Raw genomic sequence first — 17,198 nt, forward strand, 5'->3', positions numbered from 1 at the left:
GAACAGGAGACAGTGACGTGTTGATCGGCGAGCTCGCCGCACGAACCGGGTCAACCACCCGAGCCCTGCGCTACTACGAGGAGCAGGGCCTGCTGGAGTCCGGCCGGGCGTCCTCGGGCTACCGGGTCTACGGCCCGAACGCGGTGACCCGGGTCCGCAACGTCCGCGACCTGCTGGCCTCCGGGTTCACCGTCGAGAACGTCAAGTCCTTCGTGCGCTACCTCGACACCGACCTCCCCGAGGTGTTCGCGTACTCGCCCGCGTGCGCCGACGGTTACGTCGTCGGCTCGCAGCGGGTGGCCGAGCTGGAGGAGAAGATCGCGGCCCTGACGCGGTTGCGCGACATCCTGGTCCACCGCATGCCCTGGCTGGCGGCACCCGGTGACGCCCCACGGGAGGAGGCCGGCTGACCGGAGAAGAGCGACAGCACGTCAGGCGTCCCGGTATTGATCCCGGACCTCGGGACGTCGCTCGAAGCCGGCCGACGTGTAGGTGGCGACGGCGGCGGCGTTGGAGCTCGGGGTGCAGACGATCGCGCTCGACGAACCCAGCTTCCGGAGTGCGGCCGCCGCGGCGAGGGTGATCGCCCTGCCGTAGCCGTGACGGCGATGTTCCCGGTGCACGCCCATCGGTTCGAGCAGCCCGGGCCTGTCCGGACCGGCCGACCACACCGTCACCGCCGCCACCGCGTTGCCCTGGTCGTCGTACGCGAGCAGACACCGGGCGTCGGCGTACGGCAGTCCGGTCGCCATCGCGTGCCAGCGCACGTCCGTGAAGCTCGACTGCTCGAACGCCGCACGATGTACGGCGGTGAACGTGTGCGCCCGCTCCGGTCCGACCACCTCGATCCGCACGCCTGGATCCCGCACCGGCTCCGCGAGGTCGCGACGCAGCGGCGTCCACGGCTCGTCGGCTTTCCAGCCGTCCTCGAACAGCAGATCTTGGACCAGCGCCCCGGTCGGCGACTCGATGTTCACCCTCCCCTCGGGCAGCACGCCGCGCTCCGGCTGGGTCACGTCCTCGACCAACTGCCGCGCCAGTTCCTCGTCCCGCTGAGTATCCGGCGCCATCGTCAGCCGCAACAGGCCGGGACCGTCCAGCAGCCCGACGGCGAGAATCCGTCCGTCCCGGCTCCACGTCCTGACCGCCGCCGCGGTCGCTTCGGCACCCGACCGCCAGAACCAGCCCAGGTCCCCCGGATGCAGCTGCATCGGCGCCCCGTCGTTCTGCCACTCCCGCAACGCGCCAACGGCCTCGCTCAGCCCGTCGGCTCCCCGCTTGCCTGACGTCATCGTCATAGCCCCGATCACACACCACGGCACCGACCGTCCGCACCCGGTTTCCGTCCGTCCGGTGCCGTCGCCCGTCCCGCCGCCTACCGCACCACCGACGGCATCCCGGTCGGACAGGACGAGGCCGAGGACCAGCCCCCGGCGCTCCGTGACGCGGCGGCCGTCACACCGTGACCGTCAGCTGTCCGAGCGGAACGCCCCGTGGGCCCGTCAGGTTGGTCGTTTGCGGCGAGGCACCGAGCGCTCGCCTGGGTCACCGGAGCACCACGGCTCTTCAGGCGGCCCGGACCACGGTGCGCAGAGGGAACGCGATGAGCAGCGCGACAGCGATCACGAGTCCGCTCGCCCACAGCGGCCCGAGGTCTTGGGCCCTGGTGCTGAGGGTGGTCGCGGCGACGAGGGGGCCGACGGCGGCGCCGACGTTGAGTGCCGCGGTCGCATACGAGCCGGCCATGGTGGGGGCTCCCGCAGCCTCGTAGAGGACCCGCGTGATCAGCGTGCTGCCCAGCGCGAACGACAACGCGCCCTGCACGAACACGAGGGCGCACAGGGCGACCGGCTTGTCGGCCAGTACCGCCAGGGCCGGCCAGCCTATGAGCAGCAGCGGGCCACCGACTGCGATGACCAGAGCGGGACGCTGGTCGGACAGACGGCCCGCGAGGGTGACGCCGACGAAGGAACCGGCACCGAAGAGCACCAGAACGACAGAGATCCACAACTCGCCCAGCCCGGCGGTGCCGGTCACGACGGGGGCGAGGAAGGTGAAGCTGCCGAACGTTGCCGCGTTCACCAGCGCGCCGAGCAGCATCACCACGATCAACCGCGGCCTTGTGAGCTGGGCGAGCTCCGCCCGCAAGGCCGGCCCGCCGGTCGCCTCTCCCTGTACGCGCCCTGCTGGGACGCCCTTCAGGATGCCGAGAGCCGCTGGCAGGCAGAGAGCGGCGACAGCCCAGAACGTGGCCCGCCAGCCGAGCACCGTGCCGAGCACCGACCCACCGGGGACACCGGCGATCGTGGCCACCGTCGTGCCCGACAGCAGCACGGCCAGCGCACGTCCCTTCTTGTCGGGTGAGACCAGCGTGGCGGCAGCCGTCAGCGCGACGGCGAGGAACCCTGCGTTCGCGAGCGCGGCAACGACCCTGGTGACCAACAGGACCGGGAAGCTCGCGGTGACAGCGCCCACGGCATGGGCTGCCGCGAAGACAAGGACGAACCCGAGAAGGCTGGAGCGCCTGGGCCAGTTGCGGGCAAGCGCGGCCACCAGAGGGGCTCCGATCATCATGCCGATCGCGAAGCCCGAGGTGAGGACGCCTGCCGTCCCGACGGTGACGTCGAAATCTGAGGCGATGTCCGGCAACAGGCCGGCGAGCATGAACTCCGAGGTGCCCATGGCGAAGACCGCCAGGGCAAGCAGGTACAGCGGGAGAGGCATCGAGTGGCTCCGAGGTGAGGAGAGGCACGAGAAGGTCATCTCGTCACCGCGGCCAGCCCTGAGAACACACTCGTCCCACCACAGAACGCGGTGCGACGGCAGGGCTACGAACTCAGTGGTTCAGGGGGCTGACGGCGTGACCGAAAGCCCCCACCCTGTCTGACTCAGGACTCGACATGGCCGGCACGCTACCCGACCGATGCCCGTCGAGGCACCATCGGGGCCTCGCACATGAGGTGTGGGGTAGTCCTCACGTAGGTGCTCTTCCGTCGGTACGCCATGAACATGCCCGGAACTGTGGCTTCCACCACGGCGGATATCGTCTCTTCCTGGTGAGATCACCGCATGCTCGGTTTCCTCATCCGTCTCCTGCCGTTCTGGGTCCGCGAGCCCTTGCTCATCGCGGTCGGATCCGTTCTCGGCGTACGCCTCCTGTACCTCGCCGTCAGTGATCACGAACTGGTCGCGGCCGGTCTGGGCGCGGCGTTCCTCCTGTTCACCGCGATACGCGTGCACACAGTGGTCCGGGCCCTGCGCGCACGCCGGAACCCGAGTCCGACACCTTCCACGGACGGGGCGGCGGTCGACGCTGCCCCCCAGCTCCAGCCCCAGCCCCAGCCCCAGCCCCAGCCGCAGGCCCACGCCCAGCCCCAGCCCTACGCCCAGGCGGGAACCGCGCCGGCCATCGGCCCGAACACTCCGGAGAAGGAGCCCAACGCGTGGGGCCAGGCCTTCGCGGCCGTGGCCGTGTTCGGGGCGCTCGCGGCCGCGCTGTGGCTGGGCCCGCGCTTTGCGCCGTCCGACGACAACACGCCGCAGCCCGCCTCGTGTTCGAGCTCGGAAGACAAGAAGCTGCCGAAGGCCTACAAGCAGACGCCCCAGTCCGTGACCGGTGAAGAGCTGTGCAAGGCGCTCAACCGGCCAGACCTGGCCAAGCTCCTTGGAACGCCCGAAGAGATGGCAACCTCTGCTTCCGGCACCAACGACACCGCTGCCCTGACTGATGGGAAGGTCGCCCAACCGGAGGCACAGGTCGCGTTCGAGACGTACACCGTGAATGTCTCGGCCACGTACAACGAGCTGACGACCGACCAGTACGTGAAGCTGATGAAGTACGGCACCGAGCAGGACATCAAGACGCTTACGGTCCTCGGTCGGCCCGCGGTCCTCTACTCGGATCACACCATGAAGTTCGAGATCAATCTCGGGACCGGCGGATCCGGCGGACCGGTCGAACAAGGCCCCCTGGCCAGGAATCTGTCCGTCGCCCTGGACCGCAAGGACCGGGGCGGCTACTGCGAGATAACCGTGTGGAGCACGTCCGGAGCCCTCCCGGACGACAGCGCTCTCCTCGCCATCGCCGAGAAGGTTCTCCCGAGTATCCCCGAACGGTCTGGCCGGTGAGACGTCAAGAACACTCGGCGAAAAGAGGGGCCTCACTGGCGTTCTGAGACCTCAACTGCCGCACCGCGTCTCCCTCTCCAGGAAGGCGCGGAAGGTCCGCGCGGGCCGGCCGGTGAGACCCTGGACGGTGTCGGTGGTGCGGTCTTCCGCCCCCTCGGCGATGGCACGGTCCATGCCGGCCAGCATGGCGGCGAACTGCGCGGGGACGACTGCCGTGAGGCGGTCGCGCATCTGCTCGTAGGACAGATGGCGGTGGACAACGGGCCGGCCGGTGACCTCGGTGATGATCGTGGCGACGTCGTCGTAGCTCAGCGCCTCCGGCCCCGTGAGGACGAGATCGGTGTCGGGGGCGTGTTCGTCGGTCAGAGCGCGGACGGCGACGGCCGCTATGTCCTCGGCGTCGACGAAGCCGACCCGGCCGCTCCCGGTGGCCGTCCATATGGTGCCGTTCTCGCGGATGCTCAGAGCGTGCGCGTGCGTGCCGGTGAAGTTCTGCATGAACCATGAAGGCCGCAGCACTGCCCACTGTTCGAAGAGCTGGGGCAGGGCCTGGTGCACCGCTCCCACTGCCGGACCCCCTTCGGAGATGGCCGAGGCGCTCAGCAGCACCGCGCGGTGCGTGCCGGCGGTGCGGGCCTGACGGAGGAACGGCAGCATGGTCGCCGCCGGGTCGGGGTCACCCAGGGGCGGTATGAGGTAGACACGGTCGACTCCGTCGAGTGCGGCGGAGTACGTGGTCGGGTCGTACCAGTCGAAGGGGACCGCCTCAGCACCGGGAACCGGCGTGGCGTGACGGCTGGCGGCTTTGACCTGGTGGCCGGCGGCTGTCAACTGGGCGGCGGTGCGGCTGCCGGTGGTGCCGGTGGCGCCGATGACCAGAGTGGTGCGAGGGGTGGTCATCGGCTGCTCCCGGTGAAGTCGGTGCCGGGTGCGAGGACGGCGAGGGGGTTCCAGTAGTCACGGTAGGACGTGAACCGCCCGTCCTGAGCGGTGACAACGGCGATGTAGGTCATGTCGAAGGGGCCGTCGGTCTCCACCAGGCGGCCGACGCCGCGCATCTCGACCACGATGGTCCGCGGATCGGTGGTCTGGTGGATCCGCAGGTCGGGGAAGTCATGCAGGTCGATGTGGTCGGGGTAGCGCTCCATGTAGGCGGCGATGGCGCCCTTGCCCTCCAGCCGCGGAGGCCAGCCCTCGGGGGCGAAGGGGAACTCCATCACACCGTCCTCGGCCCACAGGCCGACCCAGCCGGTGATGTTCTTGTCCAGCAGCAGGCGCAGGCTGTGGCGGTAGAGATCCGCCGGAGAAGTCGGTTCAGGCATGGGTGTCCTCCATCAGGATAGAATCCGGACCCTCGGTCCGTTTTCAAGATACGGACTGGCGGTCCGTTTTGCAAAAAGGAGGGAGCAGCATGCCTGAGCGCAAGTCCCGCAAGGATGCCGTCCGCAACCGGGAGGCCGTGCTCGCAGCCGCTGACGCGCTCTTCGCTCACCGGGAGAGCCCCGAGGACGTCACCATGGCCGATATCGCGGTAGCGGCCGGCGTCGGTAAGGGCACGCTCTTCCGGGCCTTCGGCGATCGCGCCGGGCTGCTCCGCGCGATGTACGAGTCACGGCTCGAACCGGTCCGAGAGGCCATCGAAGTTGGCCCGCCACCCCTCGGGCCTGGCACACCACCGCGGCAGCGCGTGCCCGCCCTGCTCGATGCCGTCTTGTGCTTCAAACTCGACAACCGGCGCCTCGCGCTGGCCCTGGAGGAAAGCGGGAGCGGCAGCCCGTACCAGGCGGAACACTACGAGCGGTGGCACGGCCTGCTGAAAGACGTACTGGAACAGATCCCCCACCTGACCGACAGCGACTTCACCGCCCATGCCCTGCTCGCCGCCACCCGAGCCGACCTCATCGAGCACCTGGCCGGACAGGAACGCGTGCCGCGGGAGAAGGCGCGGGCGCAACTGGCGAACTTCGCCGCCAAAGTCCTGGCCTCCGGCCCGCTGGAGGGTTCGACCGACGACGAGTGACCGATGCCCAGCCGAGTGGGAGGTGCGGCTCACGTGTCGATCGGCGCGCGGTGCCTGACGGAGCCGTGCGCGCGCATGGCTGGGAAAAAGGTTGGACGGGTGAATCTCGTGCTTGTAGCGTGCAGTTGACCGTGACATCGCCCGAGGAGGTGAGACCCATGAACGCTGTATCGATGTGGGTGCTCCCCCTTCAAGTCACAGTCCGGCGACTGACGTAGGTGTCGCCGGGAGCGCCTCGCCAACCAGGCACTCCCGAAGGGCAACACCTATGCACTCCGCGCAGTCCACCACCGAGTTGTCGTCCACCCCCCAGTTGTCGTCGTTCGACGTGATCATTGCCGGGTGCGGGCCCACCGGCGCGATACTGGCCGCCGAACTGCGGCTGCACGATGTGCGGGTGCTCGTTCTGGAGAAGGAAACCGAGCCGGTGTCGTTCGTCCGCATCGTCGGTCTGCATGCTCGCAGTCTCGAGCTGATGGCCATGCGCGGACTGCTGGATCGCGTTCTCGGACACGGAAGACAACGTCCGGCCGGCGGATTTTTCGCCGCCATCGCCAAGCCCGCGCCCGAAGGCCTCGATTCCGCGCACGCCTACCTGCTGGGCATCCCGCAGCCGGTCATCGTTCAGCTGCTTGAGGACCATGCGAGGGACCTGGGTGCGCAGATCCGCCGCGGTTGCGCGGTGGCCGGTTTCGAGCAGGACGACGAGGGTGTGACCGTCGAGCTGGCCGACGGCGAACAGCTGCGTGCGCGCTATCTCGTCGGCTGTGACGGCGGGCGCAGTACGGTGCGCAAACTGCTCGGCGTCGGCTTCCCCGGCGAGCCCTCGCGGACCGAGACGTTGATGGGCGAGATGGAAGTGGGGGTGCCGCAGGAGGAGATCGCCGCCAAGGTGACCGAAGTCGGCGAGACCAACAAGCGATTCTGGCTCAGGCCCTTCGGCGGCGGAGCCTACAGCGTCGTGGTCCCCGCTGCGGGAGTCAGCGACCGCGCGGAACCGCCCACCCTCGAGGATTTCAGACAACAGCTGCGCGCCGTCGCCGGAACCGATTTCGGCGTGCACTCCCCGCGCTGGTTGTCCCGCTTCGGAGATGCCACCCGGCTGGCCGAACGTTATCGGACCGGGCGGGTCCTGCTGGCCGGCGATGCGGCACACATCCATCCGCCCACCGGCGGACAGGGCCTCAACCTGGGCGTTCAGGACGCATTCAACCTCGGTTGGAAACTGGCCGCGCAGATCCGCGGCTGGGCGCCGAAAACACTGCTCGACACCTACCACGCCGAACGGCATCCGGTCGCCGCGGACGTGCTGGACAACACCCGCGCCCAGATGGAACTGCTGTCCACCGAGCCGGGCCCGCAGGCCGTGCGCAGACTGCTCACCGAACTGATGGACTTCGATGAGGTGAATCGCTACCTGATCGAGAAGATCACCGCGATCGGTATCCGCTACGACTTCGGCGCGGGCCCCGACCTGCTCGGTCGCCGCCTGCGCGACATCCCCGTGGCACAGGGCCAGCTCTACGATCTGTTGCACCGCGGCCGCGGACTGCTGCTGGACCGCACCGCGCACCTGACCGTCGGCGGCTGGTCAGACCGGGTCGATCACCTCGCGGATCCGACCGCGGGAGTGGATGTTCCGTGCGTCCTGCTACGACCCGACGGCCACGTCGCCTGGATCGGCGACGATCAGCAGGACCTGGACGACCACCTCTCCCGCTGGTTCGGCAAGCCCGCCGACTGACAGACGTCGTGGGCCGATGGCCCGCCGGGCGGGAGGTCCGGCGGGCCATCGGCGACAGGGGTGTTCGGTCAGGGGGCGATGTTCCACTGCTGGCAGGTGTTGTCGAGTTGCTGCCACTGGCGGACCGCGGTGCCGTTGGCCGTTCCGCAGTTGGTGACGTCCAGTGCCATGCCGGTGTTCACGTTGGTGAGGGTGTAGTGGCTGCCGACCTTGGTGACGTCCCACTGCTGGCAGGTGTTGCCGAGCGAGGCCCACAGCTGGACGGCCGTGCCGTTGGACTGCCCGCAGTTCTTGTCGTCCAGGACCGTGCCACTGTTGACGTTGGTGATGGTGTAGTGGCCGTTGCCCGCACTGGAGAACTTCCACTGCTGGCAGGTGTTGCCGAGGGAGGACCAGAGGTCGATCGACGTCCCGTTGGCGGTACCGCAGTTCACCGCGTCCAGGACCTTGCCGGAGTTGGTGTTGGTCAGCCGGTAGGCGGTACCGGCGACGGGGAAGGTGGCGGTCGGCGTGGTGTAGCCGACGGAGGTGATGTTGGCCTGCACCGCGTTGTCGGTGGCGTCGCTCGGGTAGCCGGAGGTCATGACGCCTTCGAAGAAGGAACCGTCCGAGCCGTTGCTGTTGTCACCGCCGGTGCCGAGGACGATGGCGCCCTCCAGGTGCATCGGGGTGTATCCGCCGAGGTTGGGAAGGGCCCCGTTGTAGAAGGTGCTCAGGGAGCCCGACTGGGAGTTGCCGCCCTTGATCGCGTAGGTCGTCGTGCCGTTGTTCTTCTCCATGGCGGTGACGTACTCGCTGGAGATCCCGGTGTTGCCCGAGTAGGCGCCGTTCGCTCCGAAGAACAGCCCGTTCTCCAGGTCCGCCTCGACCCAGGGACCGGATCCGGTGCCGGAACACGAGAACCAGCACTCCGTACCGAAGTTGATCGCGTCCATGTGGCCGTTGCCGGTGTCGTTGCCGGACGTCTCGGCGTTGCCGTAGTCGAAGCAGCAGCGGTTGTTGACGTGGTGGCCGCTGGTCACCATGTAGGCGCCCTCGGGAGAGCTGCCGGTGGCGATGCCCGTGGTGCTGTTGTCACGGTAGCCGACACCGGCGGAGACGAAGACGCCGTACGCCGCGTGGCCGCCGACCGTGACCGGCAGGGCGTTGGCGATCGCGCCGACGTCCTGTCCGCCGTTGCCGCCCGGCCCCTCGATGGTCAGGTCGTTGTGGTTCGAGCTCTGGTCGTAGATCTTGGTGATGACGCAGGTCGTACCCGAGCAGAAGGAGTCCTGCGCCGCCGCGTTGGCGTAGCCGCCGGTGCTGAGGAGGCCGATGTTGGTGGTGGCGGAGTCCGAGGCGCGCTTGACCTGGTAAAGAGGGCCGTTGTAGGAGGCGTAGAGCGCCCGCGTGGTGCTGTGTGCGGCGGCACAGGGCGTGCCCGCGGAGGCGTAGACGTCGCACGGCAGGGACGAAGCGGCCTGGGCCGTGCCCGCGGTGCCGATGACACCGGCCAGGAGGCCGGCGAGCAGTGCGAGGACCGCGCCGACCACCCTCAGCCGGAGCGCTCTCAGATGTCTGGCTATCACTGTGAACCTCTTCCCTCTTGCGTTCTTCTCTGGCCCGGCGTCGGACGCTCGGGGCAGGGGGGACGTCCGCCCGCTCAGCGGGGGAATTGTGAGCGCTAACAATCGAGGCGCTCGAATGTCACCACTCATCCGAGCTCTAGGGGGACGGGGGGTGCGGTCGGTTGGACCGCGGCCCTGTGGGGGGCTGGACCAGGGGCGGTGCCTGTTGCCGTTCTCGTACGGTCGGTGGTGATCGACCGGGCCGCGACCCCGCTCTTTTTACGCTGGCGTGAACAGCGGGTCAACACTGTTGAAGAGTCAAGAGTATGGAAACAAAGACATGCCTTTCCTTGACTCTGGTTCCCGGTCGCGCCGGAACGGTGCTGCGCCGCCGGCGGAGTGCCAGGTCAGAGGGTTTGTATGGGGCTGACAAAGCTGTCGGAAAATGTCCGATGCGAGCGGTTGGAGAGGCTTGACCCCTACGGAATGTGTGCGCTAACAATTCTCCACAGCTCGCCGGATCCGCTCGGAGAGGGAAACCGGCCGGAAACCTGACGGCACGTGAGGAGGTGGCGTATGGACGGGGATCGCGCCCCGGTGATGGCGGATGTGGCCCGCGTCGCGGGCGTCTCTCACCAGACCGTCTCACGCGTCCTCAACGACCACCCGAACGTGCGCCCCGCCACCCGGGACCGGGTGCTCGCCGCCGTCCGTGAACTCGGCTACCGCCCCAACGCCGCCGCCCGCACCCTGGCGACCCGCCGCACCCGGACCCTGGGTGTGATCAGCTTCAACACCACGCTCTACGGCCCGGCTTGCATGCTCTACGGCATCGAGCAGGCGGCCCGGCAGCACGAGTACTTCGTCACCGTGGCCGCGATCGGCACGCTCGACCGGCGTTCGGTACTGGACGCCGTCGACCGGCTTCGGGATCAGGGGGTCGAGGGAATCATCGTGATCGCGCCGCAGACCGCCGCGGTCAGCGCCCTGGCGAACGTGCCGCCGGACGTGGCCCTGGTCGCGGTCGGCTGCGGCGCCCACACCGCGCTGGCCTCGGTCGCCGTGGACAACGAGACGGGAGCCGAGCTCGCCACCTCCTACCTGCTGGACCTCGGTCATCGCACGGTGCACCACCTGGTCGGGCCGCGTTCCTGGCTCGACGCGCAGGAGCGCGAGGCCGGATGGCGCGCCACCCTGGAGAGGCGGGGTGCTCCGGTGACCGAACCTCTGGTCGGCGGTGACTGGACGGCCCGTACCGGATACGAGCTCGGGCGGCGGACAGCCGCCGACCCCGAGGTCACCGCGGTGTTCTGCGCCAACGACCACATGGCCCTCGGGCTGCTGCGGGCGCTGCAACAGGCGGGGCGCCGGGTACCGGAGGACATCAGTGTCGTGGGTTTCGACGACATGCCGGAAACCGAGTACTTCGGGCCGTCACTGACCAGCGTCCGTCAGGACTTCGACGAACTCGGCCGGCGTGCCCTGCACGCGCTGATCGAGATGGTCGGCGACCCCGACATGGGGATACCCCCCTCCGCGGAGACACCCCACATCGTCATCCCACCCAGTCTTGTGGTGCGTACCTCGGCGACCCGCCCCCGGCCCTGACCAGCACCTCGATCGCACCACCGTCCTGCCCGGAGAAAAGGAAGTCTGACATGGACCGCTTCCCGTTAGCGTGAGCGCCGGCCATCCGGCGGCGGGAACCACCCCGGTCGCCGGGAACCGCCCCCCGTGCGTTCCTTGTGCCGAACGCCCGCAGTTTCCAGACCACTTGGGTCCCGGACATCGGCGAAGTGATCCGCCAGCGACCCGATGACGCGCTGGCCTGACGCACCGTCAGGCATGCGCACGAGGACACACCACCACCTTGCGGTGATCACTGCCGGCTCCCACCCGGCGGCAGCCTCCCGCCTCACTCACCAGTCACCGGTCGTCCGCGCGATCCGCCGGCGCCCGGCAGACCGCCCGTCCGCCCTCCAACGCTCCCCAGCGGATCACCACTCACCCCTCCCCGCCCCGCCCCTCCGAGGCCCCGACATGGCCCTCGGCCGGGCCGGCGGACGGGACCACGATCCGTCATCCCGTCGTGCCCACATCCGTTACCGGTCGTGGGTTCACCGCACCCCAGACGCCAAGAAAGGCGCTGATCAACGATGATGCGTACCAGAAGATCCCGCACGGTGGCCGCCGCGACCGCGGTGCTCCTCTCACTCGCCGCGGCCGGCTGCTCCAAGAGTGGTGGTGGCTCCTCCACCTCGGCCGGCTCCGACCCGAGCTCCGCCCCGGCCCCCGTCGCGCTGGCCGGTTCGGTCACCTTCAACCAGACGAACCTCGCCAAGCTCGACGCGGCACTGAAGTCCGCCCTGGCCGGCAAGGACCTGTCCAAGGTCGACATCGCGATGGTCGTGAACGTCGCCGCCGACTACTGGAAGGCCGGTCAGGTCGGGTTCCTCAAGGGCTGCTCCGACCTCGGCATCGCGAAGAGCAAGTGCACCTACTTCGCCCCGCCCAACGGCAAGTTGACCGAGCAGAACTCGGAGCTGGAGACCCTGCGCTCGCAGGGCGTCACCGGCTACTCGATCTCGGCGATCGACCCCACCTCGGCCGCGGGAACCATCCACACCGACGTCCAGAAGGGCATCGGCGTCCTGGCGATCGACTCGCCGCTGCCGGGCACCGACGCCGCCTCGCTCTACCTGGGCACCCCGAACTACACCGCCGGTTTCCAGGCGGGCACCGCGATGAAGCAGGTACTCGGCGGCAAGGGGAAGGTGGCCATCCTGGTCGGCTCCCTCACCGCGTCGAACGCCACCCAGCGCATCGCCGGCTTCGAGGCCGCACTCAAGGGCACCAAGATCACGGTCGCCCAGAAGGTCAACGACAACCTCCAGGCCAGCACCGCGACCTCCGACGCCGAGACCATCCTCGCCAACAACCCCGATGTCACCGGTCTGTACGGCGTCTACTCCTATGACGGGCCCGCCCTGGCGCAGGCGGTGACCTCGGCCGGCAAGACCGCTTCGGTGCACATCGTGTCCGACGACTCCGACGCCCAGACCCTGAAGTTCATCCAGTCCGGGGTCATCTCCGGCACGGTGGTGCAGATGCCGTACCAGCAGGGTTACACGGGGGCCTACCTCCTGGCCGCGGAGAAGGTGCTGGGCAAAGCCAGGACGATGGCGCTCGTCAAGCCCTACCTGGAGAAGGACGGCTCGACCCTGAGCTCGGGCGTGGGCCTGGTCACCAAGTCCGACCTGAGTGCGTACCAGTCCCTCGAGACGAAGCTCGGAATCAGCTGAGCATGACGTCCACGAAGAACGCCCCGGGTCCCGCGGTGACCGCACGGCTGCGGGGCGTGCACAAGTCCTACGGTCCGGTGCGCGTCCTCGACCTGCCCGAACTCGACCTCTACGGCGGCCAGGTCGTCGGCGTCGTCGGCGAGAACGGCGCGGGAAAATCCACCCTGATGGGCACCCTGGCCGGGTCCGTCCACCGGGACGGCGGGGAGATCCTGATCGGCGGCGAGTCGCTCGTCGCCGGGTCCACCGAGGCGGCCGGGCAGCTCGGCGTCGCCATGGTCTCCCAGGAGTTTCCCCTGGTCGGCCAGTTGTCCGTGGCGGAGAACCTGCTCCTTGGACGGCGCCCGCGGCAGTCGCGACGGCGGGTACTGGTGGACCGGTCCGCCCAGCGGGCCGAGGCGGAGGCGATGCTGGCGGAGATCGGCCTGTCCGCCGAGACGATCCCGGTCAGCCGGGAGGTGCGCACCCTTCCGGTGCCGACCCGGCAGATGATCGAGATCGCCAAGGCCTGGGGCCGCGAACCCAGACTGCTGATCCTGGACGAGCCGACCTCCTCGCTGGGCCCGGTCGAGGCCGAGATGGTGCTGGGACTGGCCCGGCAGCTGGCCGAACGCGGCGGCACCGTGCTGTTCATCGGGCACCGTCTCGACGAGGTGCGTGACGTCAGCGACCGCGTCCTGGTGCTGCGCAACGGTCGCCTGGTCGCCGACCTCGAACCGGAGGAGGCCACCGAGGAACGCCTCATCCGGGAGATGGTCGGGGGCGAGGTCGCACAGGGCGAGCCGAAGGCGCCGCCGGCCACGAGCCCCGTCCTGCTGCAGGTCGAGGGCCTCACCGCGGACGGTCTCGGCCCGGTCGACCTGGAGGTGCGCGAGGGCGAGATCCTGGGCGTGGCCGGGCTGATGGGCTCGGGTCGCAGCCGCCTGGTCCATACGATCGCCGGCGCGCAGCCCTCGACGGGTGGCCGGATGCGGCTGGGCGGCGAGCCCTACCAGCCGCGCGGCGCGGGTGACGGCGTGGCGGCCGGGATCGCTCTGATCCCGGAGGACCGCAAGGAGCAGTCGCTGGTGCTGTTCGCCTCGATCCGGTCCAACGTCGTCGTCTCCGTGCTCAAGCGGATCAGCACCCGGGGCCTGCTCGGCCCGGGCCGTGAACGCGCCGAGGCACGGAAGATCACCGAGAACGTCGACGTGCGGATGCGGTCGGTGGAGCAGCCGATCGGCTCCTTGTCGGGCGGTAACCAGCAACGCGCCATCTTCGGCCGGGCGTTCGCGGCCGAACCGCGCCTGCTGCTGCTCGACGAGCCGACCCGTGGCGTGGACGTGGGCGCGAAGGCGGAGATCTACAAGCTGATCGACCGGGCGGCGGAGCAGGGCATGGCGCTGGTGGTCGCCTCCTCCGAACTGGAGGAGCTGCTGTGGATCTGCCATCGCATCGCGGTGATGAACCACGGGCGTGTCGTCACGGTCATCGACCGGGCCGACGCCACCAAGGAGCGGATCATGACGGCTGCCGCCGGAACATCCGCCGTCGACCAGGACGACCCCGGCCGGGAGGACTCCGGCCTGGGAATCCCTCCCCGCACGACGCCCGACCAGGAACAACTGACGAACGGAGCCACAGCATGAGCGCGCAGAGCACGCTCGCCCCCGCCGAGGTCACGCCGGATTCCCGTCCGGCCGTGTCGAGCCTCGCCCGCAAGCTCGCCGCCTCCCCGGAAGCCGGCGTGATCATCGCGTGTGTGCTGGTGTTCGTCGGGATCGCGGCCAACGCGGACACGTACACCGCGGTGGGCAACCTCCAGGTGATGGGCCGTGACCTGTCGCAGGTCGGCATCCTGGCGATCGGCGAGTCGCTGGTCATCCTGACCGGTGGGATCGACCTGTCGGTGGGCGCGCTGGCCGGTCTGGCCGGCATCCTGGCCGCCTGGTTGAACGTGAACGAGGGCCTGCCCGCGCCCCTCGCGATCCTGGGGACACTGGTGATCTGCGGCGGGGTCGGTCTCTGGCACGGCTTCATGGTCACCCGCCTGAACGTGCCGCCCTTCGTGATCACCCTGGTCACCTACACCGTCGCCCAGGGCACAGCGCTGGCCATCACCAGCGGCTCCCCCATCAACAACCTCGACCCGCTGTTCAGCAACCTCAGCCAGTACTACATCGGCGAAGTGCCGGTACCCGCCCTGTTCTTCGTCGCCGCGGCCGCCGTTGCCTGGTTCGTGCTGGAACGGACCTACGTCGGCCGTCAGATCTACGCGGTCGGCGGCAACAAGGAGGCCGCCCGGCTCGCCGGCATACCGACCGCCCGCCGCATCACCTCCACCTACATGGCCAGCGCCGCGCTCGCCGGTCTGGTCGGCGTCCTGGTGATCGGCAGGATGAACGTGGCCGACCCCTCGGTCGGCGCGGGCTGGGAACTGACCGCGATCGCCGCGGCGGTGGTCGGCGGGATGTCGCTGTCCGGCGGCGAGGGCCGGATCGCCGGCATCGCGGCAGGCGCGATCCTGCTGGAGTTCATCACCAACGGCCTGCTCGCGCTCAAGGTCAGCCCGTACGACCAGCAAGTGGTGCAGGGCGCGGTCCTGGGTGTCGCCATCCTGCTCGACCGGGTACGCGCCCGCTACTTCGGCAGGAGCCGCGGCTAGGGGGTGCTTCGTTCCGCGACCGGAACGCTTCCGTCGCGGCGCCTTCAGAAAATCGAACTGTGATCGACATGTCGGAAACCTCAGTGTGGAGGAGGCTGATGGTGAACACCGGAGACGAGAGTGCCGGGAATCCGGAACCCTGCGTCGTAGGAGTCGACTTCGGGACGCTGTCCGGACGGGCACTGGTGGTCCGGGTGCGGGACGGCGCCGAGTTGGGGACCGCCGTGCACGAGTACCGGCACGCGGTCCTGGACCGGGAGTTGCCGGACGGTACCCAACTGGCCCCGGACTGGGCGCTTCAGGTGCCGTCGGACTACGTCGACGTGCTGCGCCACGCGGTGCCCGCGGCGCTCGCCGCCGCAGGCGTGCGGCCCGAGCAGGTCATCGGCATCGGCACCGACTTCACCGCCTGCACGGTGCTGCCGGTGCTCGCCGACGGCACACCGCTGTGTGAACTGCCCGGCCTGACCGGCCGCCCGCACGCCTACGTCAAACTGTGGCGCCACCACGCGGCCCAGGCGCAGGCCGACCGGATCACCACGCTCGCAGCGGAACGCAAGGAGCCCTGGCTGGAGCGGTACGGCGGGAAGATCTCCTCGGAGTGGGAGTTCGCCAAGGCGCTTCAGGTGCTGGACGAGGATCCCGAGATCTACCACCGCACCGAGCGGTGGGTGGAGGCCGCGGACTGGATCGTGTGGCGGCTGTGCGGCAGGTACGTCCGCAACGCCTGCACCGCCGGCTACAAGGGCCAGTTCCAGGACGGGGCCTATCCCTCGCCTGCCTACCTGGAGGCACTCGATCCCGGTTTCGCGGACTTCGTGACGGAGAAACTTCGGCAGCCGATCGGTGAACTGGGTTCGAAGGCCGGACAGTTGACGGCCGAGGCGGCGGCGTGGACGGGTCTGCCGGAAGGCATCGCGGTCTGCGTCGGCAATGTCGACGCCCATGTGACGGCGCCCGCGGCGGGCGCGGTGGACCCGGGGCAGATGGTGGCCATCATGGGTACCTCGACCTGTCATGTGATGAGCTCCGACCAGCAGGGCGCGGTGCCCGGCATGTGCGGTGTCGTCGACGGTGGCATCCTGCCGGGTCTGTGGGGTTACGAGGCCGGGCAGAGCGGTGTCGGCGACATCTTCGGCTGGTTCGTACGCAACGGCTTCCCCGCGTCGTACGCCGAAGAGGCCGCCGCGCTGGGCCGCGACCCGCATGAACACCTCACCGCCCTCGCCGCTGAGCAGGACGTCGGTGAGCACGGCCTGATCGCCCTGGACTGGCACAGCGGCAACCGTTCCGTCCTGGTCGATCACGACCTGAGCGGACTGCTGGTCGGCCTGACCCTGGCCACCCGCCCCGAGGACGTCTACCGGGCGCTCCTGGAAGCCACGGCGTTCGGCACCCGCACCATCATCGAGGCGTTCGAAACCGCGGGCGTGCCGGTGCGGGAACTGATCGTCGCGGGTGGCCTGACGAAGAACGCGCTGCTGATGCAGATCTACGCGGACGTCACCCGCCGTCCCCTCGGCGTCATCGGCTCCACCCAGGGTCCCGCTCTCGGCGCGGCCATGCACGCCGCGGTGGCGGCGGGGGCGTACCCCGGCATCCAGGCGGCGGCCCGACGCATGGGCAAGGCCGACCGGGGCGTGTACCGGCCGGACGCTGGACGCGCCGCGGCCTACGACCGCCTGTACGCCGAGTACCGGCTCCTGCACGACTACTTCGGCCGGGGCGCCAACGACGTCATGCACCGTCTGCGCCGCCTCCGCGCCGAGGCATCCGCCTGAGCGACCCCCCGCTCCACCTGCCCCCCGACCCG

The 17,198-nt window shown here is 69.4% G+C and carries 14 protein-coding genes; 9 read left to right on the plus strand and 5 right to left on the minus strand.

The window, feature by feature from the left end:
* Positions 1 to 17 precede the first annotated feature (17 nt).
* Positions 18 to 410 (plus strand): MerR family transcriptional regulator, encoded by a 393-nt coding sequence (locus ACFYRY_RS23480; RefSeq protein WP_389148847.1) that lies wholly within the window; start codon positions 18 to 20, stop codon positions 408 to 410.
* Positions 411 to 431: 21 nt separating this feature from the next.
* Here the strand turns inward: ACFYRY_RS23480 and ACFYRY_RS23485 are convergent, their stop codons facing one another.
* Together ACFYRY_RS23485 and ACFYRY_RS23490 are read right to left on the minus strand one after the other, a co-directional pair.
* Positions 432 to 1,298, minus strand: coding sequence for a GNAT family N-acetyltransferase (locus ACFYRY_RS23485; protein ID WP_389148849.1), 867 nt, complete (start codon positions 1,296 to 1,298; stop codon positions 432 to 434).
* 268 nt (positions 1,299 to 1,566) lie between these two features.
* Positions 1,567 to 2,724: a Cmx/CmrA family chloramphenicol efflux MFS transporter gene (locus ACFYRY_RS23490; protein WP_389148851.1), complete on the minus strand. Its 1,158-nt coding sequence runs from the start codon at positions 2,722 to 2,724 to the stop codon at positions 1,567 to 1,569.
* Positions 2,725 to 3,069: 345 nt separating this feature from the next.
* Here ACFYRY_RS23490 and ACFYRY_RS23495 point away from each other — a divergent pair, with 345 nt between their 5' ends.
* Positions 3,070 to 4,128: a DUF6215 domain-containing protein gene (locus ACFYRY_RS23495; protein ID WP_389148854.1), complete on the plus strand. Its 1,059-nt coding sequence runs from the start codon at positions 3,070 to 3,072 to the stop codon at positions 4,126 to 4,128.
* Positions 4,129 to 4,179: 51 nt separating this feature from the next.
* On the opposite strand, the gene ACFYRY_RS23500 is transcribed toward ACFYRY_RS23495, so the two are convergent.
* Positions 4,180 to 5,028 (minus strand): NAD(P)H-binding protein, encoded by an 849-nt coding sequence (locus tag ACFYRY_RS23500; RefSeq protein WP_389148857.1) that lies wholly within the window; start codon positions 5,026 to 5,028, stop codon positions 4,180 to 4,182.
* Positions 5,025 to 5,450, minus strand: a complete 426-nt coding sequence (locus tag ACFYRY_RS23505; RefSeq protein WP_389148860.1) for a nuclear transport factor 2 family protein — start codon at positions 5,448 to 5,450, stop codon at positions 5,025 to 5,027. The genes ACFYRY_RS23500 and ACFYRY_RS23505 overlap by 4 nt, the downstream gene beginning before the upstream one ends.
* A gap of 89 nt (positions 5,451 to 5,539) precedes the next feature.
* On the opposite strand from ACFYRY_RS23505, the gene ACFYRY_RS23510 reads away from it, so the two are divergent.
* Both ACFYRY_RS23510 and rox read left to right on the plus strand, forming a co-directional pair.
* Positions 5,540 to 6,148: a TetR/AcrR family transcriptional regulator gene (locus tag ACFYRY_RS23510; protein WP_389148862.1), complete on the plus strand. Its 609-nt coding sequence runs from the start codon at positions 5,540 to 5,542 to the stop codon at positions 6,146 to 6,148.
* 268 nt (positions 6,149 to 6,416) lie between these two features.
* A complete protein-coding gene (gene rox / locus ACFYRY_RS23515) occupies positions 6,417 to 7,892 on the plus strand; it encodes a rifampin monooxygenase (protein WP_389148865.1) in 1,476 nt (491 codons plus the stop codon).
* Positions 7,893 to 7,960: 68 nt separating this feature from the next.
* On the opposite strand, the gene ACFYRY_RS23520 is transcribed toward rox, so the two are convergent.
* The gene (locus tag ACFYRY_RS23520) at positions 7,961 to 9,460 is read right to left on the minus strand and encodes an arabinofuranosidase catalytic domain-containing protein (protein WP_389148868.1); all 1,500 of its coding nucleotides are present in this window, start codon (positions 9,458 to 9,460) and stop codon (positions 7,961 to 7,963) included.
* Between the two features lie 555 nt (positions 9,461 to 10,015).
* Here ACFYRY_RS23520 and ACFYRY_RS23525 point away from each other — a divergent pair.
* The 5 genes from ACFYRY_RS23525 (at position 10,016) to araB (ending at position 17,166) form a co-directional block, all read left to right on the plus strand.
* Positions 10,016 to 11,047 (plus strand): substrate-binding domain-containing protein, encoded by a 1,032-nt coding sequence (locus ACFYRY_RS23525; protein ID WP_389148871.1) that lies wholly within the window; start codon positions 10,016 to 10,018, stop codon positions 11,045 to 11,047.
* A gap of 548 nt (positions 11,048 to 11,595) precedes the next feature.
* A complete protein-coding gene (locus ACFYRY_RS23530; protein WP_389148874.1) occupies positions 11,596 to 12,741 on the plus strand; it encodes a substrate-binding domain-containing protein in 1,146 nt (381 codons plus the stop codon).
* Positions 12,742 to 12,743: 2 nt separating this feature from the next.
* Complete coding sequence (locus ACFYRY_RS23535) at positions 12,744 to 14,369, plus strand: sugar ABC transporter ATP-binding protein (protein WP_389148877.1); 1,626 nt, start codon at positions 12,744 to 12,746, stop codon at positions 14,367 to 14,369.
* Positions 14,366 to 15,385, plus strand: coding sequence for an ABC transporter permease (locus tag ACFYRY_RS23540; protein ID WP_389148880.1), 1,020 nt, complete (start codon positions 14,366 to 14,368; stop codon positions 15,383 to 15,385). Before ACFYRY_RS23535 ends, ACFYRY_RS23540 begins: the two co-directional genes overlap by 4 nt.
* Positions 15,386 to 15,483: 98 nt before the next feature.
* On the plus strand, positions 15,484 to 17,166 hold the full coding sequence (gene araB, locus ACFYRY_RS23545) for a ribulokinase (protein ID WP_389148883.1): 1,683 nt from the start codon (positions 15,484 to 15,486) through the stop codon (positions 17,164 to 17,166).
* Positions 17,167 to 17,198: the final 32 nt, after the last annotated feature.

It is taken from the genome of Streptomyces sp. NPDC005263 (assembly GCF_042872365.1).
Classification (GTDB): Bacteria; Actinomycetota; Actinomycetes; order Streptomycetales; family Streptomycetaceae; genus Streptomyces.